This is a genomic window from Brevundimonas sp. AVps23W, from assembly GCF_058681395.1.
Genome location: NZ_CM178738.1, coordinates 3038574 through 3060378 on the forward strand (window position 1 = coordinate 3038574; position 21805 = coordinate 3060378).

23 protein-coding genes are annotated in these 21805 nt (G+C 69.2%); 8 read left to right on the forward strand and 15 right to left on the reverse strand.

Translation table 11 applies throughout. From position 1 onward, the window contains the following. The first annotated feature begins 69 nt into the window (after positions 1 to 69). Positions 70 to 1443 carry an FAD/NAD(P)-binding protein gene (locus ACW177_RS14745; protein WP_492026426.1) on the forward strand — a complete coding sequence of 458 codons (1374 nt, stop codon included), beginning with the start codon at positions 70 to 72 and terminating at the stop codon, positions 1441 to 1443. Here ACW177_RS14745 and ACW177_RS14750 read toward each other — a convergent pair. Both ACW177_RS14750 and ACW177_RS14755 read right to left on the reverse strand, forming a co-directional pair. Continuing rightward, positions 1440 to 2564, reverse strand: coding sequence for a cell wall hydrolase (locus tag ACW177_RS14750; RefSeq protein ID WP_492026427.1), 1125 nt, complete (start codon positions 2562 to 2564; stop codon positions 1440 to 1442). The two genes, ACW177_RS14745 and ACW177_RS14750, sit on opposite strands and share 4 nt — an antisense overlap. A gap of 194 nt (positions 2565 to 2758) precedes the next feature. Continuing rightward, complete coding sequence (locus ACW177_RS14755) at positions 2759 to 3721, reverse strand: transglutaminase-like cysteine peptidase (protein ID WP_492026428.1); 963 nt, start codon at positions 3719 to 3721, stop codon at positions 2759 to 2761. 209 nt (positions 3722 to 3930) lie between these two features. Between ACW177_RS14755 and ACW177_RS14760 the strand changes: the two genes are divergently transcribed. Beyond that, on the forward strand, positions 3931 to 4521 hold the full coding sequence (locus ACW177_RS14760; RefSeq protein ID WP_492026429.1) for a polysaccharide biosynthesis/export family protein: 591 nt from the start codon (positions 3931 to 3933) through the stop codon (positions 4519 to 4521). Between the two features lie 44 nt (positions 4522 to 4565). Next, positions 4566 to 5375, forward strand: a complete 810-nt coding sequence (locus ACW177_RS14765) for a metallophosphoesterase family protein (protein WP_492026430.1) — start codon at positions 4566 to 4568, stop codon at positions 5373 to 5375. Between the two features lie 16 nt (positions 5376 to 5391). On the opposite strand, the gene fliE is transcribed toward ACW177_RS14765, so the two are convergent. From fliE to flgB, 3 genes are read right to left on the reverse strand one after another with little or no spacing between them, the layout of a single operon-like run. Continuing rightward, the gene (gene fliE, locus ACW177_RS14770; RefSeq protein WP_492026431.1) at positions 5392 to 5694 is read right to left on the reverse strand and encodes a flagellar hook-basal body complex protein FliE; all 303 of its coding nucleotides are present in this window, start codon (positions 5692 to 5694) and stop codon (positions 5392 to 5394) included. 10 nt (positions 5695 to 5704) lie between these two features. Further along, positions 5705 to 6124 carry a flagellar basal body rod protein FlgC gene (gene flgC, locus ACW177_RS14775; protein ID WP_395942763.1) on the reverse strand — a complete coding sequence of 140 codons (420 nt, stop codon included), beginning with the start codon at positions 6122 to 6124 and terminating at the stop codon, positions 5705 to 5707. Between the two features lie 16 nt (positions 6125 to 6140). After that, on the reverse strand, positions 6141 to 6548 hold the full coding sequence (flgB, locus tag ACW177_RS14780) for a flagellar basal body rod protein FlgB (protein WP_492026432.1): 408 nt from the start codon (positions 6546 to 6548) through the stop codon (positions 6141 to 6143). A gap of 139 nt (positions 6549 to 6687) precedes the next feature. Here flgB and ACW177_RS14785 point away from each other — a divergent pair, with 139 nt between their 5' ends. From ACW177_RS14785 to ACW177_RS14795, 3 genes are all read left to right on the forward strand, one after another. Further along, complete coding sequence (locus ACW177_RS14785) at positions 6688 to 6963, forward strand: flagellar biosynthetic protein FliO (RefSeq protein WP_492026433.1); 276 nt, start codon at positions 6688 to 6690, stop codon at positions 6961 to 6963. A 131-nt stretch (positions 6964 to 7094) separates the two neighbouring features. Beyond that, a complete protein-coding gene (fliP, locus tag ACW177_RS14790; RefSeq protein WP_492026434.1) occupies positions 7095 to 7913 on the forward strand; it encodes a flagellar type III secretion system pore protein FliP in 819 nt (272 codons plus the stop codon). Between the two features lie 113 nt (positions 7914 to 8026). Continuing rightward, the gene (locus ACW177_RS14795; protein WP_008263548.1) at positions 8027 to 8305 is read left to right on the forward strand and encodes an HU family DNA-binding protein; all 279 of its coding nucleotides are present in this window, start codon (positions 8027 to 8029) and stop codon (positions 8303 to 8305) included. A 34-nt stretch (positions 8306 to 8339) separates the two neighbouring features. On the opposite strand, the gene ACW177_RS14800 is transcribed toward ACW177_RS14795, so the two are convergent. Then, positions 8340 to 11156 (reverse strand): tetratricopeptide repeat protein, encoded by a 2817-nt coding sequence (locus tag ACW177_RS14800; RefSeq protein ID WP_492026435.1) that lies wholly within the window; start codon positions 11154 to 11156, stop codon positions 8340 to 8342. 161 nt (positions 11157 to 11317) lie between these two features. On the opposite strand from ACW177_RS14800, the gene ACW177_RS14805 reads away from it, so the two are divergent. Further along, complete coding sequence (locus ACW177_RS14805; RefSeq protein WP_492026436.1) at positions 11318 to 11704, forward strand: DUF983 domain-containing protein; 387 nt, start codon at positions 11318 to 11320, stop codon at positions 11702 to 11704. Positions 11705 to 11915: 211 nt separating this feature from the next. Here the strand turns inward: ACW177_RS14805 and ACW177_RS14810 are convergent, their stop codons facing one another. The 3 genes from ACW177_RS14810 to ACW177_RS14820 all read right to left on the reverse strand — a co-directional run bounded on the left by ACW177_RS14810 (position 11916) and on the right by ACW177_RS14820 (position 13896). Beyond that, positions 11916 to 12278 (reverse strand): hypothetical protein, encoded by a 363-nt coding sequence (locus tag ACW177_RS14810; RefSeq protein ID WP_492026437.1) that lies wholly within the window; start codon positions 12276 to 12278, stop codon positions 11916 to 11918. Beyond that, positions 12275 to 13570, reverse strand: a complete 1296-nt coding sequence (hmgA, locus tag ACW177_RS14815; protein ID WP_492026438.1) for a homogentisate 1,2-dioxygenase — start codon at positions 13568 to 13570, stop codon at positions 12275 to 12277. The genes ACW177_RS14810 and hmgA overlap by 4 nt, the downstream gene beginning before the upstream one ends. A gap of 68 nt (positions 13571 to 13638) precedes the next feature. Further along, positions 13639 to 13896 carry an Lrp/AsnC ligand binding domain-containing protein gene (locus ACW177_RS14820; RefSeq protein WP_267515525.1) on the reverse strand — a complete coding sequence of 86 codons (258 nt, stop codon included), beginning with the start codon at positions 13894 to 13896 and terminating at the stop codon, positions 13639 to 13641. A 215-nt stretch (positions 13897 to 14111) separates the two neighbouring features. Between ACW177_RS14820 and ACW177_RS14825 the strand changes: the two genes are divergently transcribed. Beyond that, a complete protein-coding gene (locus ACW177_RS14825; RefSeq protein ID WP_492026439.1) occupies positions 14112 to 14789 on the forward strand; it encodes a bifunctional 4-hydroxy-2-oxoglutarate aldolase/2-dehydro-3-deoxy-phosphogluconate aldolase in 678 nt (225 codons plus the stop codon). Positions 14790 to 14970: 181 nt separating this feature from the next. Here ACW177_RS14825 and ACW177_RS14830 read toward each other — a convergent pair whose 3' ends face one another. The 6 genes from ACW177_RS14830 to ACW177_RS14855 form a co-directional block, all read right to left on the reverse strand. Next, a complete protein-coding gene (locus ACW177_RS14830) occupies positions 14971 to 15492 on the reverse strand; it encodes a periplasmic heavy metal sensor (protein WP_492026440.1) in 522 nt (173 codons plus the stop codon). Then, positions 15489 to 15899: a hypothetical protein gene (locus ACW177_RS14835; RefSeq protein ID WP_492026441.1), complete on the reverse strand. Its 411-nt coding sequence runs from the start codon at positions 15897 to 15899 to the stop codon at positions 15489 to 15491. Before ACW177_RS14835 ends, ACW177_RS14830 begins: the two co-directional genes overlap by 4 nt. Next, positions 15896 to 16468 (reverse strand): RNA polymerase sigma factor, encoded by a 573-nt coding sequence (locus tag ACW177_RS14840; protein WP_492026442.1) that lies wholly within the window; start codon positions 16466 to 16468, stop codon positions 15896 to 15898. Before ACW177_RS14840 ends, ACW177_RS14835 begins: the two co-directional genes overlap by 4 nt. Positions 16469 to 16534: 66 nt before the next feature. Beyond that, positions 16535 to 17263, reverse strand: a complete 729-nt coding sequence (locus ACW177_RS14845) for an EF-hand domain-containing protein (RefSeq protein WP_492026443.1) — start codon at positions 17261 to 17263, stop codon at positions 16535 to 16537. A gap of 71 nt (positions 17264 to 17334) precedes the next feature. Further along, positions 17335 to 20244: a bifunctional [glutamine synthetase] adenylyltransferase/[glutamine synthetase]-adenylyl-L-tyrosine phosphorylase gene (locus ACW177_RS14850; protein ID WP_492026444.1), complete on the reverse strand. Its 2910-nt coding sequence runs from the start codon at positions 20242 to 20244 to the stop codon at positions 17335 to 17337. Between the two features lie 142 nt (positions 20245 to 20386). Further along, positions 20387 to 21805: a sensor histidine kinase gene (locus ACW177_RS14855; protein ID WP_492026445.1), complete on the reverse strand. Its 1419-nt coding sequence runs from the start codon at positions 21803 to 21805 to the stop codon at positions 20387 to 20389.

Below are 21805 nucleotides of genomic sequence, written 5' to 3' on the forward strand. Positions count from 1 at the left end.
AACCCATTCGCCGCTTGTCTTATTAAGGGCGGGCCGCCTCCGCCAAGGGGGTTCGAACCGGGAGCGCCGATGCCGCAGGATCAGGGACCGCATGTCGCAATCGTCGGCGCGGGCTTCAGCGGCCTGCTGACTGCGGTCCAGTTGCTGAGGCAAGACCCGGCGACCCGGGTGAGCCTGATCGAACGACGCGACGCCTTCGGCCCTGGGGTCGCCTATGACACCGGCAATCCCGGTCATCTGCTGAACGTCCGTCTGGACAATATGAGCGCCTTTCCCGACCAGCCGGGGCATCTGGCCGACTGGCTGGCGGAACAGCCGAGCTGGCGCGCGCAGGACGGTTTCATTACGCGCGGCATGTACGGCGGCTATCTGCGTCACCTGCTGGACGAGGCGCGCGACGGAGCGCCGGAGCGGCTGGGGCTGGTGCGGGGCGAAGCCCAGTCGATCGAGGCCGCCGACGGCGTCTGGCGCATTACGGTCGGCGATCAGGTGGTGACGGCTGACGCGGTGGTCCTGGCCCTGGGCAATCTGGAGCCGGCCTCGCCGCCGGGACTCGAGGCGGCGGTTCTGGCCTCGCCGGCCTATGTCGACAATCCCTGGCGGATCGACGTCGAGCGCATCGGCGCAGCGCGAAACATACTGCTGATCGGATCCGGCCTGACCATGGTGGACGCGGTGCTGACGCTGCAACGCACGGGCCGGCGCTTCACCGCCCTGTCGCGCCATGGCCTGCTGCCGCGCGGCCACGCCACAGTCCCGCCGCAGCCTTTCACCGGCGACTTCTCGGGCGGCCCGGCCGAGGTTCTGGGCCAGGTGCGGGACGCGACCCTGACCCACGACTGGCGCGCGGTTTTCGACCGGCTAAGGCAGGTCGCGCGCCCCCTGTGGCGCAGCTGGACGCCGGGGCAGAAGCGGCGCTTCCTGCGTCATCTTCGCCCCCTTTGGGACGTGCACCGTCACCGGATGTCGCCGGGAACGGCGCGGGAGATCGGATCCCTGCTGGCCTCGGGCGAGCTGACGGTGTTGGCGGGCAAGCTGACCGGCGCAGTGCTGGACGCCGGGACCGTCGAGGCCGCCTGGCGTCCGCGCCACCGTCGCCGACCGATCCGCGACCGGTTCGATCTGGTGATCAACTGCACCGGCCCGCTGGGCGTGATCCAGCACAGCGCCGAGCCGGTCATCCGCGATCTGCTGGCCAAGGGCTATGGCCGGCCCGATCCCCTGGGCCTGGGCCTGGAGGTCGATGACGCCGGCCGGTTGACCGGCGCCTCTGGATCCCCGTCGGCGGGCCTTTACGCCATAGGACCGATGACGCGCGGCGCCTTCTGGGAAATGACGGCGGTGCCCGACCTGCGGGGCCAGGCGCGTGACCTGGCCGCCACTCTGACAACCACTCTGGCCACCACCCTGGGCACCACCCTGGGCAAGTCTTCGCCGGCTTAGGAAGGCGCGGCGATCCGGGCGCGACGGCGCGGCTGGGGCTCGCCGGGAGCCGTGGTCAGGGGATTTTCGACGACCGGACGCGTGGTGGCCGCCGGCGGCGGGGGCGCCGTGCTGGAGACAGGGGCCGGCGTGGGCCTGGGGGCGACCGGGGCCTGGACCGGCGGGGTCGGCGCCAGGGCAAGCGGCGGCGGCGCCATCGACACCAGGACAGGCGGCGGCGGGGCCAGCAAGGGATCGTCCAGCTCCAGCGGATCAATCGGCGTCGCGACCAGAGTCATCTTCTCGATCGTCGGCTCCACGCCCGCATGGCGGCCGGTGAAGGCGGGCGGCAGGCCCCAGCCCCCGCCCCAGCGATAGAAGATATGGGTGCCGATCTGGCGCATCTTGACCAGACGCTCGGCCCAGTAAGGGGCGACCCAGTCGGTATGATAGTGGGTCGCCATGCCGACGCCTGAGGCGACGAAACCGTTCAGGGCGCCGCCGGCGGCCAGACGGGCGCGCGCCCAGCCCTCGGGCGAAGGGGGGCGGCTCATGGCGCCGTCGCAGGTAAAGCTGAACTGGCAGCCGGTCGCCCGCTCGGAGCCCTGGAAGATCACGCCGCAGACGGTCTTGGGATAGGCCGGGTGGCGCATCCGGTTGATCACGACCTGGGCCACGGCCGCCTGCCCCGCCGCCGTCTCGCTGCCGGCCTCGTAGTAGACGGCGGCGGTCAGGCAATCGAGCGCGCGAGCATAGTCCTCCAGCTTGTCGGCCGGCATGATGAAGGGCTTGGCCGACAGGATCGGCAGGGTCGAGAACGGAAGGGCCGCGTTGAAGGCCCGCGCCTCGTCCGGAGTGATCGGACGGATGTCATCCGGCGCCAGGGTGGTGTCCAGCATCTGCTGCATACCGGCCGGAGCCTGTTGCGCCAGTCCGGTCTGGCGAGCGACGGCGGGCGCGCCGCGCGCCGCGCCTTGAGAACGAAACACCAGAACCGCAACCACGGCGAGCGCCAGGACCAGAAGCGCCGCGCCGATCACGTGAATCCGCCGAATACGACGACGGGGCCGCTGCGACGGGCGCGGGCGGCGCGGTCCGGCGAACGGCGGCGGCGTGGAAGGTGTTTCGCGGTCGATGGTCATTCTTGCTCCGGCAGAGGGGACGCAGGGCCGCTCAGGGCGTCCGATCAGCCCACACACAGCAAGTGCGGCGCCGCGAAAACAACGCCGACTGCCGGAGATGAACAAGGAAACGCCAAGCCGTCCTGTGCCGTTTCGACCCAGTGCTGGCCGCCTTTGTATCAGGACGGGAACAAGAAATCTTGCGGAAAGCGGGCTCAGCCCGCCATGCGGACCCATTCGAAGGTCTTGCCGGGAGCCTGACGCTCGCGCCACCTATAGTCGGCCTGATCCCAGCGCGAGATACGGCCGGTCAGATTGTCCAGAACGTAGTCGCCCCGGTCCGTGGCCACCAGAAGCACCGCATGGACCTCGCCCCAGCGCGTCTCGACCACCGCGATGGACAGGGCGCCGACCGGATAGCCGGCGCGCACCAGGGCGCGTCGCTTGGCCAGGACATAGTCTTCGCAATCGCCGCGCGCGCGGTCGCCGTTGGGCACGGCCCAATAGTCGCCGACACCGTAAACTCGGGCGTCCGAGCCGCTGCGAATCTGGCGATTGACCTGGCGGTTGATGTCGCCGATCGCCTTCCAGTCGCTGTCCGACACGGCGATGACCGGCGCAGTCTTGACCGGCGCCGGACGCGCCCAGGGCCGGTCCAGATCCTTGACGCGGGCCGAGACGTCGCGACCGAAATCCTCGGCGGACGGGGCGGCATCGCCCTGAACGGCTTCAGCTTCTACGGCCGGCGCGGCGACGTCTTCCATCGCCACGGCGAAGCCTTCACGACGCGGATCCGACACGGCGGGTGCGGCGGCGCGCTGGGGGAAGACGCGGCTCCAGTCGAATCCGTTAGAGGCGCCGGCGGCCTGCCGGGTCGCGGCCGGGCGACTGGCGGCGACCTGTTGGGTGTGTCCGAAAACGCCGGCCCAATAGAGAGAATTGGCGCGGGCGCGCATCTCAGCGAGGTTCACCTGCTCGCCCGGAGCGACGCAGTCGCGCGGCGAGCGCTCGCAGAAGTCGAGGAAACCGGAGGGCGCAGCGGCGGCGGCGCCGACCGGCATATGCGCGGGTCCGGCGGGACGGGGCCCCGCCACGGCGGCGCCGGAAACGAAGACGGCGGCGGCCAAGACGGCGCCGCCGATCACGCCGGAACGGCGCGGCGAGCGAACAATCGACATGGGCGATCCCTGTTTCATGGGATCACCCTGCCTGAGCCGTATCAATATGAGCCTTAGAAGTACGGTTTAGCGGTGCTGTAGAAGATTGGTTTCAGCCGCATTAAGCGCGTTTTCATCTTCGGCCCGATCTTTGCTGCGGCGCCGCATGCATCGCCTTGGAAACATGAGGCGGCTTGCGCTATGCTGGAATGAAGCGAGGGATGATGATCATGCGGAATTGGTTGAGTGCGGCTCTTCTGGGCCTCACCTTGATGTTCACCGTGGCTGCGTGCGGCGCGGGCCCCCTGGCGGCGGCCGGCTTGGCGGAGACCTCCGTGGATCCCAGCGTGGTCCGCACCGTGCCTGAATATCGGCTGGGCGCGGCGGACAAGGTTCGGGTCAATGTCTATGGCGAAGAAGGCCTGACGGGCGAGTTCATCGTCGGCGGCAGCGGCCGCATCTCCATGCCCCTGATCGGCGAGGTCCAGGCTGCGGGCCTGACCATCACCGAGTTCCAGACCGAGATCGCCGAGTCCCTGAAGAAGGGCTATATCAACGAGCCGCGCGTTTCGGCCGAGGTTCTGAACTATCGCCCCTTCTATATTCTGGGCGAGGTCAACAAGCCGGGTGAATATCCCTACACCAATAATCTGACGGTTCTGAACGCGGTCGCCACGGCGGAAGGCTTCACCTACCGGGCCAATACGCGGCAGGTGTATATCAAGCGCGCGGACGGGACCGGCGAACAGGCCTATCCGTTGACCACGGCGACCCAGGTGGCGCCGGGCGACACGATCCGCATCGGCGAGCGCTTCTTCTGAACCTGAAGCCTTGCCAAGCCCCTGGCGGCTGCTGATCTAAGAGGATGTTCTCCAAACTGTTCAAACGTCGCCCTTTGGAATCCGAGCGCCGCAAGGCCTCGACGCCAGAGGACACGGCAGCCTGGGCGGTGGGGGACATCCATGGGCGGCTGGACCTGCTGTCGCCCCTGGTCGAGGCGATTATCGCGGACCTTCAGGCCTCGACCGCCAGCCGGAAGGTGCTGATCTTCCTAGGCGACTATATTGATCGGGGGCCGGACTCGAAGGGGGTCATCGACCTGCTGGCCGGTCTGCGTAGCCGGGGCATGTTCGAGCTGCACTTCCTGCGCGGTAATCACGAGGACCGGATGGAGGCCTTTCTGGTCGATCCAGACATGGGTCCGGGGTGGTGCGACTATGGAGGGCGCGAGGCCCTGGCCTCGTATGGCGTCAGCCCGCCGTTCGACAAGGCCGACGCCGCCGGCTGGACCGCCGCCTGCGAAGCCCTGAACGCCGCCGTGGACGCGAGACAGCGCGCCTTCCTCGCCGCCCAGGAATACAGTTTCAGCCTGGGGGACTATTTCTTCGCCCATGCGGGGGCCGAACCCGGCGTGCCGCTGGACCAGCAGGACCCGCAGCAGCTGATGTGGGTGCGACACGAGTTCCTGAACCATTCCGCCCCGTTCGAGCAGATCGTCGTCCATGGCCATACGCCCACGGAAGCCGTCCACGCAGATCACCGCCGGATCGGTCTGGACACCGGCGCCTACGCCACCGGCGTGCTGACGGCGCTGAGGCTGGAGGGAGAGAGGCGCGAGCTGGTGCAGACCGCCTCGGCCGGCGGACAGGTCAGCCTGAGCCGACGTCCGCTTTGAGGTCAGACGCCGCCGATCAGATCGGCATGGCCATGATTTCCTTATAGGCGGAAATCACCTGGTCACGGACGGCCATGACAGTTTCCAACGACGCCTCGGCCGAACTGAGCGCGGTCACCACGTCGATCAGATTGCCGTTGCCCTGAATCGACTGGGTCATCTGGGTCTCGGCCGCCCTGGACTGCTGCGTCATGTCGGTCATGGCGTTCTTGACCAGGTCGGCGAAGCCGTTGTCGCCGGAGGCGGGCGGTTGCGCCGCCGTGGGCATGGCGGAGCCCTGGACGGCGGCGTAGGCGCGAGCGGCCATCATCGGGTTCATGGCCTAGTCCTCAGCGTTTGATGATGTCGAGGGTGCGGCTGTCCATCGACCGCGCCGTCTCGATGACGTTCAGATTGGCTTCGTAGGCGCGTTGGGCTTCGCGCATGTCCATGGCCTCGACCAGGGTGTCGACGTTGGGCCGCATCACATAGCCCTGCGCGTTCGCGGCCGGGTGCGAGGGGTCGTAGTCCATCTTGAAATCGCTGTCGTCGGGCCGGACCTCGGCCAGGGTGACGCCGGTCGCGCCATCGACCTCGCGCGCCTGGAAGACCGGGATCTGGCGGCGATAGGGCTCTCCGCCGGGGGTGCGGGCGGTGGACTGGGCGTTGGCGATGTTCTCGGCGATCACGCGCATGCGCGACTGCTGGGCCTTGAGGGCCGAGGCCGCCACGGCCATGGCGCTGTTCGAGGGGGGGATGGGATCAGGCATGGATCAGTCCTTCGTCTCAGCCCGCGCCGGGCTTGCGCGCGGCGATGCGGAGCATGGACATGGATTTCTGGTAGAAGCCGATGGCGGCGTCATAGGCCATGCGGCTCTCGGCCATCTTCAGCATCTGCTCCTCGACCACCACCGAGTTGCCGTCGAGCGTGGTCTCGGAATCCGGCGACTTGGACGAGTCGAAGTGCGGCGCGCTGACGGCGGGGGCCAGGTGCGCCTTGTTCGTCCGCACCATCGGCAGTCCCCCGCCCGACCGCATGGCGGCGGCGAAGTCGGTCGGCTGTTTCAGGTCGCGGCCGACGAAGCCCGGCGTGTCGGCGTTGGCGACGTTCGAGGCGATGACCCGCTGACGCTCGTCCAGCCAGCCCAGCCGGCCCTTGATCTGCCCCAGCAGCGGAATGTCGGCGACGCCCATGGCGATCTCCCGTAGCGCGGATGCGCGCGATAGGCAGAAAATGCCGCCTGCATGGTTAACAGGCCGTTATCTAAACCCATCGTTAACCGTGGTGGTTAAGACTCCAGGAACAGCGCCGACAGCGCGGGGCCTTAAGCGTATGAATTTCCTTGATCTCGCCCGCGCCGTTTTCGGCCTGGCCTTCACCCTGGGTCTGATCGGCCTGGCCGCCTATGCGGCGCGTCGCTATGCGCCGCAGCTGATGGCCAAGCTGAACGCCCAGCGTGGCGAACGGCGGATGCAGGTGGTCGAGACCCTGGTGCTGGACCCCGCGCGGCGGCTGGTCCTGGTGCGAATCGACGAGGAAGAGCGGCTGATCCTGCTGGGCGAAGGCCGCGAACTGATCGAGCCGCGCCAGACGGAGCTGTTCAAGTGAGGGGCCCCGGCCTTCTCCCTCCCCTTCATGGGGAGGGGCGATCGCGTCGCGATCGGGGTGGGGCCCGAACGGGCGTGAGCGAGGCTTTGACTGCCCCACCCGGGCTCGGCTGCGCCTCGCCGTCCCTCCCCATGAAGGGGAGGGAGAAGATCTTCGCGGTTCCCGCCGCGTCCGAGCTGAAGCGCGCGGCTCTGTTGTCGCTGTTCACCACCCTGGTCTGCCTGGCCTGGCCGTTGGCGGCCTTCGCCCAGGATGCGGCGGCGGGCGGATCGTCGCTGAACATCGACCTGGGAACGGGCGCGGGCCTGACCCAGCGGGTGGTGCAACTGGTCGGGCTGATGACCGTGCTGTCGCTGGCGCCGTCCATCGTCATCATGACCACCAGCTTCGTGCGAATCGTCGTGGTTCTGTCGCTGTTGCGGACGGCCCTGGGCATGCAGCAGTCGCCGCCGAACGCGGTCCTGGTGTCGTTGGCCCTGTTCCTGAGCGCCATCGTCATGGCCCCGACCTGGCAGGACGCCTATGATTCGGGCATCCGTCCGCTGCTGGATCAGCAGATGGAATTGCCCCAGGCCTTCGATGCGGCGTCCGAACCTGTCAAAACCTTCATGTTGGCCCAGGTGGACCGTTCGGACCTGGCCCTGTTCACCCGGTTGAGCCGGGTCGAGGCGCCGACCAACCTGCAGGAGCTGCCGCTTCGCGTGGTCACGCCGGCCTTCATGATCAGCGAACTGAAGAAGGCGTTCGAGATCGGATTTCTTCTTTTTATTCCGTTCCTTGTCATCGACCTGGTGGTCGCCAGCGTGCTGATGTCCATGGGTATGATGATGCTGCCGCCCGTGGTGGTGTCCCTGCCCTTCAAGCTGATCTTCTTCGTGCTGGTGGACGGCTGGCGACTGGTTGCGGGAAGCCTGGTCGAAAGCTTCCAGCGGGGGGCCGGCGCCGGATAATCCCCGCCCCATAAGGCTTTGGGCCTTTTACCCGCTTGCAATACCGGGCGAAATCCGTGTTGATCCCCCAGTCCTCGCCCTGAATCGGGCGACTAACACTGGAAATGTTTCTTATGACCACTCAAGCCGAACTGATCGCCGCCGTCGCCAAGGACGCCGGTGTCTCGCAGGCCGACGCCGGCAAGGTGCTGACCGCCATCGTCGAAAACATCCACGCCAGCCTGAAGGCCGGCGGCGACGTGCGCATCTCGAACCTGGGCGTCTTCGACACCGCCGCTCGCGCCGAGCGCGAAGGCCGCAACCCGGCCACGGGTGCGACCATCAAGATCGCCGCCTCCAAGGCCGTCCGCTTCCGCGTCTCGAAGCCGCTGAAGGACGCCGTCAACGGCTAAGGTTTTTCGGTCCCTGCGGGGATCGATCTGCTGATCAACGGGCGGGAGTCGCTGGGCGATTCCCGCCCGTTTCTTTTCTGAAATCCTGTTTGGCCGCATTGACCCAGCCGACGAAGGTGTCGGCATTGGCCGAGAGGCCCGAAAAATCGGCCACCCCCGCCACGCCCGACAGATCATCGTCCAGAGCCACGCGGATGGCGTTGGCGGACCGGGCCCGTGCGATGAAGGGCGAATACTGGCCGCGCAACCGGTCCAGGCCTGCACGATTGCCGGTCAGCGAATAGCCGACGCCGGCGCGCACCAGCCAGCTCTCTTCGACCGGCGTCAGGGGGACGCCCGCCTGTTTGTAGCGGTCGCCCAGCCGGGCCTCGTACAGGGGCGCCGCCTCGGCCCATTTCTGCTGTTTCCAGAAGATGTCGCCCCGCACCTCGCGCGCCGCCCCGGACTGATCCTTGTCCAGCACTTCCAGCGCATGGTCGTAGCGGCCCAGGTCCATCAGGGCGCGAGCCTCCAACGCCCGGCGTTCCGCATTGACCGCAGTGGGCAACAGGGTGGAGCGCGAGCCCCAGATGGCTTGCAGCGCCTTCTCCGGCTGGCGGTCCATCAGATAGACGGTGGCCAGATCGGTGGCCACCTGGGCGCGGGCGACGCCGTCCAGACGTTCGTCCACCTGGTGCTTCAGCAGTTCGGCGGCCTGATCGAGCAGATCCACGTCGATCAGGCGACGCGACAGACGCCGCACCATTTCGTCGCCGTCGGCGCCGATGGGGGTCAGTTCGCGGAAATCATAAAAGAGGGCCAGGGCCTGGACCGGCTGCAAGCCGTCGGCGGCGCCTTCGAGGAACAGGGCGCGGAAGGCGTTGGACTGATCGGCCTGGATCTCGGCCGCGCCCGGCACGTCAGCCATCCGCTTGCCGGCGCCGCGCAGGGCGTCCAGCGCCTCGCGATAACGGCCCTGCTGCAGATAGATGTTCGCCAGCTTGCGGACCACCGCCAGCTCGGTGGCGTCGCCGCGCCAGCGCCACTTCAGCAACTCCAGCTGCTGGGCCGCCTGGTCCGGCGTCAGCGCGCCCTTTTCCATCTCGAGACTGATGGCGCCCAGTTTGGCGGGGGTGGCGATGCCGTCCAGCGGGGCCTTGGCCACGGCCTTGTAGACCGCCAGCGCCCGGTTCTTGTCGCCGGTCAGGTCGAACAGGCGGGCCTGAACCACACGGGCCGTCAGCTGATCGGCGGCGGAGGCGTTCTGGCTGAAGACGTAATCCAGCAGCTGGCGCGCGGCCGGCAGGTCGTTGGTCTCGATGGCGGCCAGGGCGTGGGCGGCGCCGAAGCGGGCGCGCCATTCCTTGGGGAAGTCGTCGATGACCGAGGCGCCGGCGGCGAAGGCGCGGCGGGCGCCTTCCCAGTCGCCCTGCTCGGCGGCGATATAGCCCTGCCAGACCTTGGCGGAAGGATCGCTCGACAGGGCCGAGCCGGCGAAATCGACCTGAGCCTCTTCCAGCCGGCCGACGCCGACGCGGGCGGCGCCGCGCAGACCCCGCACCTCGGGCTCGCCCTGCATATTGGGGGCCTTGGCGATCAGGGCGTTGATGACGCCGATGGCCTCGTAGTTCAGGCCCGACCCGACCAGGAAACGGGCCAGGGCCATCCGCGCCGCGATGGGGGCGCGGGGATTGTCGGTTCCGTCGATGGTTTCCTGGGCCGCCGCGTCCTGAAGACGGCGGTAGCGTTCGGAGAAGCCCTCCTCGCCGGTCGTCGCCCATTCCTCGAGGATCAGGGCCGGGTGGTCCGCGCGTTTCGGGGCGTCGCTCTCGTGATCCGCCGCCTCCAGCATCGCCGACGGCGGCGACAGGGTCAGGCCCTGGGGACGGCTGAGGGTGACCAGGTCGCCCTCGGCGTCGATCTTCAGATCGTCGGTATTGGTTTCGACCGCCAGACCCTGGGCGGTCGGGATCAGGCTGAGATCGACGGTGCTGCGCGTGCCCGAGAACCCCTTGCCGGGGGCCAGGGCGGTGACGGCGGCGAACCGGTCGCCGACCAGGGGATCGGTCAGCCAGACGGTCTTGGTCGCCCCGGCCATCCGCGCCACCAGGGTCGCCGAACCATCGTCCGACCGATCAACCTCGACGCCCGAGGCGCCGGCGGACGGACCGCCGATGGTGACGGTCCAGGTTCCGCCCTGGCCCTCGGCGGCGACGGCCAGGCCGTCGGGTGCGGCGATACGGACGGCGGTATAGTCGGGACCGGCGGCCCAGCGCGCGTCCTTGGCGGGGCCCAGGGCCTTGGCCCCGGTCAGATCCATCTTGGCGGCGGTGTCGAACACCACCCATACGGCCTCGCCCCGGCGGAAGACGGCGGCGCCGACCGGCGCGCCCCACTGGAAGGTCAGGACCGTCTTTTCGGGCGAGGAGACGGCGCGGACGGGGACGACGGAATTGACGAGCGTCGCCCGTTCTTCCTGCGTCGGTTCCGGCGCCTTGCCCGGGGCGTAGAGGTTGAGCCAGACGGCGCCGTCAGCGACGCCGGACCGGGCGTCCGCTCCCTCGGCCAGGGTGATGACCAGATCGGTGGCCCCGCCCCGCGCCATCCGCGTCTCGACGGCCTTGACCCCCTGTGGCGGATCGACCCGCAGGCGCGACACGTCGGGCGCGGCGGACACGCCCAGGCGAATGATGACCTTGTCGTCCTCGCGCCGCACCTGGCTGCGCACGCCGATGACGCCGCCGAACTCGACGCGGGTGAACTCGCTGGACTGGCCGATGCTGATCGACAGCGGATCGCTGGACCGACCGACCTCCTGGGCCAGGGGGGCCAGGGGCGCAAAGACGAGCGCGCCGGCCGCGGCGGCGGCCACGGTCGACTTCAGGAGGCGCTTGCTGTGCGAGGTCCCGGACATATCCGTGGAGCCTTGCCTCACAAGCTCTTTAATCGCGGTTAACCGACATCGACCGGGATTCCACGAATAAGACGGTTCGTCCCCGCGACATCGGGCGAAATCCGGCCCATGTTGGGGTCATGATCGATTATCCGCGCCTGAGCACCCTGAAAACCGGACTGGCCTGTCGCTGCCCCCGCTGCGGCCAGGGGGCCTTGTTCAAAGGCTACCTGACCCTGCGCGAATCCTGCGCCAAATGCGGGCTGAACTATGGGTTCGCCGATCCGGCGGACGGCCCCGCCTTCTTCGTCATGACGGCGGTCGGGGTGGTGGGGATGATCCTGCTGATGGTGTTCGACTTCTCGGTGAAGCCGCCGATCTGGGTGCATGGGGTCGTCACCCTGCCGATCCTGGTCGCCATGTGTCTGGGCTGCCTGCGGCCGTTCAAGGCCTGGCTGGTGGCGGAGCAGTATGTGCACAAGGCGGCGCCGCCGGAGTTTTCCAGCAACGGCAAGCACGGGGATTGAGGGGGCGCCCCCCTCTCACGCCGTCATCCTAGGGCTTGCCCCTAGGATCCATAATCCCGGTCTCAACGAGGAAGCGCCCTGCGGATGCACCGGGAGTATGGATCCTCGCCACAAGGGCGAGGATGACGGCCTTAGAGGGCGAATGACGACGGAGACCGGTGAGGATGACGGGCATAAGGGCGAGGCCCGCTCCGCCCTAAACTTTTGCGCCTCAGTCGATGCAGAGGGTCGCGCCGGCCTTGCCGTCCTCGACCGGGGTATTGCAGCCGAAACGGTCGCTGTCAGCCTGGCAGACGCCGGCCGTGGTCGCGCCCGCCGCGATGCCGGTATTGCCTTCGACGCGGCAGTCGCCCTGGCACTGGTCGCCGTCGGTGCAGCGCTTGCCGGCGTCGGCGTAGGCGATCACGCACTGCCAGGATTGCATCCGGCCGACCTGTTTCATCGTGCCGCCCCGCGTGGCGCAGGCCGAGGCGTCAGCGCTCTGCATCGGGGCGTCGGAGCCGGCGCCCGTGGTTTGGGGCGTGCAGGCGGCGGCCAGCAGGGCTGCGCCGGCGATGAGGGCGATACGGATCATTTGACCTGTCCTTTGGTGAAGCCCGACCAGACGTCGTCGTAGTCGAGCTGCATCTGCGGTGATTCCGACGCCCATTTCGTGATCCGGATCGGCGCCCGGGTCTCGAACATGAAGGCCAGGGTGTCAGTGATCTTGTGCGGTTTCAGTTCCGCCTGGATCGCGCCTTCGTAGCTGGCCTGATCCGGGCCATGGCCGCTCATCCGGTTGTGCAGGCTGGCGCCGCCGGGGGCGAAGCCGCCGGCCTTGGCGTCATAGGCGCCGGTCACCAGCCCCATGAACTCGCTCATGACGTTGCGGTGGAACCAGGGCGGCCGGAAGGTGTGCTCGGCCACCATCCAGCGCGGCGGGAAGATGACGAAGTCGATATTGGCCGTGCCCGGCGTCTCGGACGGGCTGGTCAGGACCGTGAAGATCGACGGATCGGGGTGGTCGTAGCTGACGGTGTTGATCGTGTTGAACCGCGCCGTGTCATAGCGGCAGGGCGCGAGATTGCCGTGCCAGGCCACCACGTCCAGCGGGCTGTGATCGAAGGTCGTGGCCCACAGACGGCCGCCGTATTTCTGAACGCACTGGGTCGGGCGATCCACGTCCTCGAACGCCGCGACGGGCGTCTCGAAGTCGCGCGGATTGGCCAGGCCGTTCGCGCCGATGGGGCCCAGGTCCGGCAGGCGGAAGGGACTGCCGTAGTTTTCGCAGACATAGCCGCGCACGGGCCCGTCGATCTCGACGCGGAAGCGGACGCCGCGCGGGATCAGGACCACGTGGCCGGGATCGGCCTCGATCACCCCCATCTCGGTGACGAAGCGGTGCGCGCCTTGCTGGGGCACGATCAGCAGTTCGCCGTCGGCGTCGTAGAAGACGCGGTCCACCATCGAGCGGTTGGCGACATACAGGTGAACGCCCGCGCCCGTTCCGGCGTCGGGCTCGCCGTTGCCGCCATAGGTCACCAGGCCTTCGACCCAGTCGGTCGGGGTCTCGGGGATCGGCAGAGGGTCCCAGCGCATCCGGTTGGGATTGGGCGGGGTCTCGTCGAAGGGGCCGGAGCGGACGCGCCCCTGGTCGAAGGCCACATAGGGGCCGTGCTGGGCCGAGGGGCGCAGGCGGTACAGCCAGCTGCGCCGGTTCTCGGCGCGCGGGGCGGTGAAGGCCGTGCCGGACAGCTGTTCGGCGTACAGGCCCATGGGCGTCTTCTGCGGCGAGTTCTGGCCCGTCGGCAGGGCGCCGGGCGCGGCCTCGGTGGCGAAATGATTGCCGAAGCCGGTTTGATAGGCGGGCGCGTTGGATCGCGTCATATGGGGTCTCCCTATGGCGTCGGTTTAGCCCCCCGATGCGCCAACGTCACCCTGTCGCGAGGGCCCGTTCAGCCCTTGGACGGCAGGAAGGGCGAGAAGGTGATGACGGTGAAGGTGTCGCGGACATGCGGCCGGGTCTGGACCTGTTTCGTGACGAAGGTCCCGATGTCGGCGTCGCGCGGCAGGTTGAACTTGGCCAGCAGGTCGTGCTGACCCGAGGTGGAATAGACCTCGGAGACGTTCTCGACATTGTCCACGATGTCGGCGGCTACGTCATTGGCGTAGCCCAGCTCGGTTTTGATGAAGACGAAGATGGCGGTCATCATGGCGGGGGCTCCTGTTGCTGGCCCGGCTCCTAACCGGTTTTGGACACGAGGTCGAAGACGCCGGGTGAAACAATATGTTCCGCCGCAGCGCTACGAACCCGGCCGCGCGGCTTTCGCTTTCGGCGGCGGCTGGGATAAGCAGGGACAGGGCCGGGCGACCGGTCGGTGCAACACAGGCGTTCCGGCGTGGCTCGGGACAGGCGGAGATGTAAGACATGGCCCATGATCGCGTCAGCGTGCTTCAGGCGCTCGAGACCCAGGGCGTCTGCCCCGTCTTCTATCATCCCGATCCCGAGGTCAGCCTGAACGTCATTCGCGCCTGCGCGCGCGGCGGGGCGCCGGTGGTGGAGTTCACCAATCGCGGCGACTTCGCCTGCGACCTGTTCGGCGAGATCAATCGCGAACTGATCAAGACCGACCCGGAGGTGGTGCTGGGCATCGGCTCGGTGGTCGATAGCGGCACGGCGTCGCTGTACCTGAACCGGGGCGCGCGTTTCGTGGTCAGCCCCTGCCTGGTCCCCGACGTGGCCAAGGTCTGCAACCGGCGCATGGTGGCCTATTTCCCCGGCTGCGGCTCGGTGACGGACATCGGCGAGGCGCACGAGCTGGGCTGCGACATCGTCAAACTGTTCCCCGGTTCGTCGGTCGGAGGGCCGGACTTCGTCAAGGCGGTCAAGGGGCCGATGCCCTGGGTCAAGATCATGCCGACCGGCGGGGTGGATCCGGACGAGGCCTCGATCGCCAAATGGTTCGGCGCCGGCATCGTGGCGGCGGGCATGGGATCGAAACTGGTGACCGACGAAGCCGTCAAGTCGGGCGACTGGGCCGCTATCGAGGCCAAGGTCCGCGCGACCGTAAATGCGGTGGCGGCGTTCCGGGCGTCGAAGGGCTAAGCCCCCTCCCCGCAACCCGTCACCCGTCACCCGTCACCCTCGGGCTTGTCCCGAGGGCCCACGGTTCAGCGCGCACGAACGCAGGACGCGGAAACGCCCGCCTTCAAGCGGTTAGGTGGAGTCTGTCTCCGCCGTGGGCCCTCGGGACAAGCCCGAGGGTGACGGATCGGGGGGCGCGGGATCAGGGTGGCGGAGGCGCGTCCAGGGGCGGCAGCGGGGGCAGAGGCTTTCCGTCGCCCCGCGCGGCGCCGCCTGGCCCCCTGCGGGCCAGAAGCTCGGCCAGGGCGGCCCGGTCGCGGACGTCCAGCTTCTCCAGCATGGCGATAGTCCCGCCTTCGAGGCGCGCTCGGCCGCGCAGTTCCGCCGTGCGGGACTGGTCCAGCAGGGCCTGGACGCGCGCCGGATCCATCTGCGGCTGCTTGACCGCCTCGATCGCCTGACGCCGCGCCTCGCGCGCCGCCTCAAAGTCCGGGCGGGCCGACAGGGCGACGGCGCGCATCGAGAGGCGAACCTCCTGGCGGGCCGCCGGGCTGAGCCGGGCGATCAACTGGGGGAAGCCGCCTTCGCGGCCGGGACGGCGCTGTTCGGCCACCCGTTCGTCCACCTTGGCGCGGCTGATCAGAAAGGCCGCTCCGCCCCCCAGGGCGAACAGATTCAGCGCCACCGACGCCGCCAAGGCGATCTTCAGCGTGCGACCGCTCATCCAAGAACCTCCGTGTCGTCCACCGCGACCAGGGTGGATTGATACAGGACCGCATCGGCCCGCTCATTGGCCGTGACATGGGTGGTCAGGCCCACGCCCGCGACAACCCCGGCGCAGGCCGCCGCCGCCCAGCCGGCGCCGAGATAGAGGGCGATCCGGTCCAGATGAAAGCGACGAGCCTTGGTCTTCGGGGCGGCGGCCAGGATACGCGCCGCCAGATCGGCCGAGGGCGTCGGGGCGGGCGAGGCGTCCAGCAGGGCGTCCAGGGCCGCCGCCTGATCCAGCACGAATCGCAGCGACGGGTCGGCTGCGATCAGGGTCTCGGCGAAGGCGCGTTCGGACGCGGGCCACCGACGCAGGTCGGCGCCGTAAGCCTCCGCCAGGGCGTGCAACCGTTCCGCCTTCATCGTCCGTCTCCTTCACTCGCCCCTGGGGCTATATCCGCCAGGGCCAGACGCAGTGCGCGGCGTCCGCGCGACAATAAACTCTCCAGCGCCTCGACGCTGATCTCCATCAGGGCGGCCGCCTCGATATTGGACAGCTCCTGATAATGGCACAGGACCAGCGCCTCGCGCTGTCGGTCCGGCAGGCGTTTCAGCGCCGCATCGACCCGCACGCCCGTCTCGGCCGCCAGCAGACCCCGATCCGGCGCCGGGCCTTCGTCGGGACGGTCGGGCGGCGTGTCCGTAGGGATCTCGCGCCGCCGCCGCAGCCGGTCGTAGCAGAGGTTCAGCGCCACCCGGTGCAGCCAGGTGTCGAACCGGGCCTTGCCGGGGGTCCATTTCGGCGCCTGACGCCAGGCCTTCAGCATCGTCTCCTGGGCGACGTCCTCGGCCTCGGCCGCATCGCCCAGCATCCGTTGGGCCAGGGCCAGGATGCGCGGCAGCTTGCGCGCGACAAGCGTCTGCGCGGCCGCCGGGTCGCCCTGACCCACGCGGCGCACCAGATCCTCGTCGGGGTCGACGATCGCGACCAAACCCGCCTCTTCCGCTGCTGACGAAAGGGACCGATTCGCAAGCGAAGGCCGACCCCGACACTGTTCTTACTCCGAAGCGGGGGGCGGGGAAGCCGGTTCTTGGCCCGGACCTTGATGGCGGCGGTGATCGGGACGCTCGCCGCGACGGGCCGGCATGGCGGCGCGACGTTCCTCGGCGGTGACGACGCCGTTCTTGTCGGCGTCCATCTTGTCGAAGCGCTCGCCCAGCTTGGCGGCGACTTCGGCGATCACCACGGGGCCGGGTTCGCGACCTTCGGGTCCGCCCGGCGCGCCGGGGCCTTCAGGACCGCCGGAACCGCGCATCGCATGGCGAGGGCCGCCGCGACCCGGGCCGGGCTCGCCACGGGGACCGCGGTCGTCGCCGTCGGCTCGCTCGGGGCGGTCAGCACGCTCAGGACGGCCGGCGTCGAACTCGGCGCGGCTGATGGCGCCGTCGCTGTTCGCGTCCAGCTTGGCGAAGCGTTCATTGGCTCGCTCGGCGCGCTTGGTCTGCATGGCGGCCTCACGCTCGGCGACGCTGACCGTGCCGTCGCGGTTGGCGTCCAGGGCGGTCAGGCGACTGACGCGCGCATCGACGAAGGCGGCGCGGGTCAGGTCGGCGTCACGATCCGGAGCGTCCTCAAAAGGACCGTCCATGTCATTCGGCGGCGGGGGCGCATCAGCCGGCGGCGGCGGAGGCGGCGGAGGAACCTCGGCGGTGGCGGCCCCGGCGACGGCGCCCATGGCCGCAGCCAAGGCGACGGCGCTGAGGCTGTTCAGAAAGATCTTTCTCATCTCGATATCTCCATGAGACCGCTTTTCGCGGCCTTCGACATGCCCTGTCAGGAGATTGAACGCAGCCCGGCCTAATCTCCGTCGCGGCCCTCTTCGCGACCGGCGGGGACCGCCCGTTCGAAGGCCTTGCGCGCCCGCGCCCGCAGTTCGGTCAGTTCGGTCTTCAGCGCCGCAAAGTCCTGCGCCCCCGCCGCCTCGGCCAGCCGCAGCTGGAAGACCCCCGGCTCGGCCTCGGGATCGACCCGGCCTTCGAAGGCGGCGGCCAGCAGATGGGCCAGCCGCTGCTGCACCCGCCAGGCCTCGGCCAGGACGGGGTCGTCGTGCAGAGCCTCCAGAGTCGAGAGCGTCAGGGCCTCGCCCGCCACTGCGGCCTGGAGCTGGCGGTACTGGGCCGCGAACTCGGCGTCCACCTGGCCGCCGGGCGAGAGCTTCAGATCCCAGAAGCCGTGCGGGCGACGTTCGCGGTCCATCAGGGCGCGCATCTTGCGGATGTCGGCGGGCACATCGACGCCGGGGCGGGGCCGACGCAAGGCTGCCTCGATCGCCGCCGAGACCCGGTCGCCGAAGACCGGATCGCTGGCCCAGACGACGCGGGCGCGGGTCAGGACCATGAATTCCCAGGTCTCGGCCTCACCGGCGTAATAGTCGTCGAAGGTCGACAGCCGCACCGACACCGGCCCCTTGGACCCTGTGGGCCGCAAGCGCATGTCCACCTCGTACAGGCCGCCCTCGGCCGTATGGGCCGACAGGGCCGCGATCAGCCGCTGGGTGAAGCGGGCGTAGAAGACGTCGGCGGTCCAGCCCTTGATCTCGGACACGGTCTCGGGCGGGGCGTCGTACAGGGTCATCAGATCCAGATCGGACCCGGCCGTCATCTCGCGCGACCCGGCCTTGCCCAGGGCCACCACGGCCACCGCTCCAGGGAAGCCGCCGCCCAACCGTTCGGTTTCGGCCAAAGCCGCTGGGGACAGGGTGCGCATGGCGGCGTCGGCCAGGGCGGCGTAGGCGCGGCCGGCCGCTTCGGGTCCCGCCCGGCCGGTCAGGGCGTGGATGCCGATACGGAACATCTGTTCGCGGTGCAGGCGGCGCACGGCGTTCATTGCGCCTTCGAAATCTTCCGTCTCGTCCGCTTCGCGCAGCATTTGTTCGGTCAGGCCGGTCTCGTCCGACAGGTCCGCCAGGAAGCGGGCGTCCAGCACCCCGTCCAGGGCCGCCGGCTGACGCCCCAGGGTCCGGGCCAGACGCGGCGCGAAGGCCATGACGCCCAGCACCATCTCGAACAGTTTCGGCTGGTTCAGGAACAGGGCCTGGACCTGAACCCCCGCCGCCAGGCCCGAGAAGAAGACGGCGAACCGGCGGAAGGCGTCGTCGGGCGCGCCGGACCGCGCCAGAGCCTCCAGCAGGCGGGGCGCCAGCCGCGTGAACAGTTCGCGCCCCCGCTCGGTCCGGGTCGCGGGGATGCGGCCGTGGTGCCAGGAGCGGATGGTGTCGGCGACCGAGGGCGCCTCCGAAAAGCCCATGCGACGCAGGGTCTCCAGCGTCTCGGGATCGTTCTCGACCCCGGTGAAGACCAGGCTGCCATAGCTGGAATCCAGCTCCTCGCCGCCCTCGAACAGTTCGCCGTAGCGGGTGTTGACCCGCACCAGCAGAGCCTCGACATGGGCGTCGAAGGCGGCCAGGTCGGTCCAGCCGGCCAGGGCCGCGACGGCGGCGCGGGCCTGGGCGTCCTCGGGCAGGCGGTGGGTCTGCTCGTCGTCCAGCATCTGGACCCGGTGTTCCAGGCCGCGCAGCTCGACATAGGCGGCGGACATCTCCTGGGCGACGGCGACGGGGATGTGGTCGGCCTGGGCCAGGGCCGTCAGGGCGTCCAGGGTCCGCGTCGCGCGCAGGTCGGGGTCGCGGCCGGCCAGGATCAATTGCTGGGTCTGGGCGTAGAATTCGATCTCGCGGATGCCGCCCCGGCCCAGTTTCAGATTGGCGCCGGCGGCCTGCAGCCCCTCGCCGGTCTTGTGGACGTGGATCTGTTTCTTGATCGACTGGATGTCGAGGACGGCGGCGTAGTCGAGGCTGCGGCGCCAGACGAAGGGGCGCAGGGCTTTCACGAACCGGGCGGCGGCGCGCTGGTCGCCCAGCACCGGCCGCGCCTTGATAAAGGCCGCCCGCTCCCAATTCTGGCCGACGCTCTCGTAATAGGCCAGGGCCATCGGCCCGGCGACCACGGGCGGGGTCGAGGACGGGTCGGGCCGCAGCCGCAGATCGACGCGGAAGACATAGCCGTCGGCCGTCCGTTCGGTCAGCAGGGTGGCGATCCCCTTGCCGACCCGGTTGGCGAAGTCCTGCATCTCCTCGCCCTCGCGCAGGGCCAGACCCATCAGGCGCGGCTCGAAGAAGAGCGAGATGTCGATGTCGGACGAATAGTTCAGCTCGTTCGCGCCATGCTTGCCCATGGCCAGGCCGAACAGGCCGGGGACAGGGCCGCGCGCATCGTCCGGTGGCGAGATCAGCCGGCCCCGCGCGCGCTGTTCCGCGGCGACAGCGCGCAGGGCGGCGCGGCAGGCGGCGTCGGCGAAGCTGGACAGGGCGCCGGTGACCTGATCCAGATCCCAGACCCCGCCCAGATCAGCGAGGGCCGTCAGCAGGTGCAGATCGGCCTTCAACACCCGCAGCGGGGCGCGGACATCATCGGGTTCAGCGTCCAGGGCGTCGGTGTCGGCGAGAATGCGGATCAGGCCCGAGGTCGGGTTGGTCTCCAGCAGGCGGCGCAGATGGGCGGGGCGGCGACGCATCAGGCCGGCGAGATAGGGCGAGGCGCCGGCCACAGGCGCCAGGGCGGGCCAGGCGGCGTCCAGGGTGTCGCGCCAGCCGTCGGCCTCGGCGGCCTGGGTCAGGGTTTCCAGCAGGCGTTCGGCGGCGGCGGGGTTGGCGACGGGGCCTGCGGAGGTCAGGATCTCGAACAGGGGTTGGGGCTTGGGATCAGGCATTCCACTCTTCCGCTCATCCCGGCGAAAGCCGGGACCCAGTGCTTTCGCTCGGCACAGCGTTGGACCACGATCCTGACACGGATCACAAGGCCGCGCGCCCAAAGGACTGGGTCCCGGCTTTCGCCGGGATGAGCGGAAATATCTAGTTCTGGCTCGCCGGGGGCAGCACCAGCGCCACCCGCAGCCCCGGCCCGAAGCCGTCATAGGCGCCGGGGCCTTCGTCCAGCACCACCCGGCCGCCGTGGGCCTCGGCCACCGCCGTGACCAGCGACAAGCCCAGGCCGGAACCCGGCTCGGTGCGGCTGTTGTCCAGGCGGACGAAGCGCTGGACCACGCGTTCGCGGTCCTCTTCCGGCACCCCGGGGCCGGTGTCGGTGACGGAATATTCGATCTCGCCCGACGACCGCCGCCGCGCCCGCAGCTTCACCGCCCCGCCGGCCGGGGTGTATTTGATGGCGTTGTCGATCAAATTGGCCAGGGCCTGGGCCAGGAAGGGCTGGTTGCCCTCGATCATCAGGCCGGTCTCGACCTCGGACGAGAAGTCGATGGACTTGTCCTCGGCCGCCGGTTCGTAAAGCTCGGCCATGTCGGCGGCCAGTTCGGCGGCGTCCATGAGCTTGGGGTCCGGCGCCCCCCCGGCTTGCAGACGGGCGATGGCCAGGACGGTGTTGAAGGTCTTCAGCAGATGGTCGGCCTCGTCCAGGGCGATGCCCAGGGCGTCGACACCGTCGATCTTGCCAGCCTCGGCGTCGATCAGGGCCACCTCCAGCTTGGCCCGCATCCGGGTCAGGGGCGAGCGCAGGTCGTGGGCGATGGCGTCGCCGGCATGGCGGATCGAGGCCATCGACCCCTCCAGCCGATCCAGCATGGTGTTCAGTCCCTGGCCCAGCTCGTCCAGCTCGTCGCCGGTGTGGCGGATGACGGCGCGTTGCTTCAGGTCGCCGTCCTGCACCGCCTGGACGACGCGGTTCAGCCCGCCCATGGCGCTTTCGACCCGGCGGCTGATGTAGAGGCCGCCGGCCAGCCCCAACAGCATGACCAGACCCATGGCGCCCCACAGGGCCTGGGTCAGGCGCGACAGATATTCCTCGATCCCGCCGATATCCTCGCCGACGAACAGGGTGTCGCCGCCCGCCAGGGGCATGATCACCCCGATGGAGCGTCGGGTCTCGACCCGGCCGTCGGGATCGGTGTCGGTCAGGCGGAAGGTGCTCCACTCGCCCCGGCCCGCCTGAGGCGTCTCGTCGAGATCGAAGGGCATGACGGACAGGTTGCCGGTGACGATCTTCCCGTCCGGCCCGGTCAGCAGATACAAATAGGGACCGCCCCGGATCGTTCGTTCGACCAGGGCCTGGTTCAGGGCGTCGATCCCGCGCGTGCGGTGGACGGCGGTCAGGGCCTCAAGCTCGGTCTCCACATCCGTCCGCGCCCGCGCCTGGGCCTCGGACGCCGAGGCGAAATAGACATAGGCCAGGATCGCCCCCGCCGCCGCCACGAACAGCGCCAGGAACAGCAGCGTCAGCCGGAAGGGCGTGCGGCGAAGGAGGGAGGGAAGACGCAT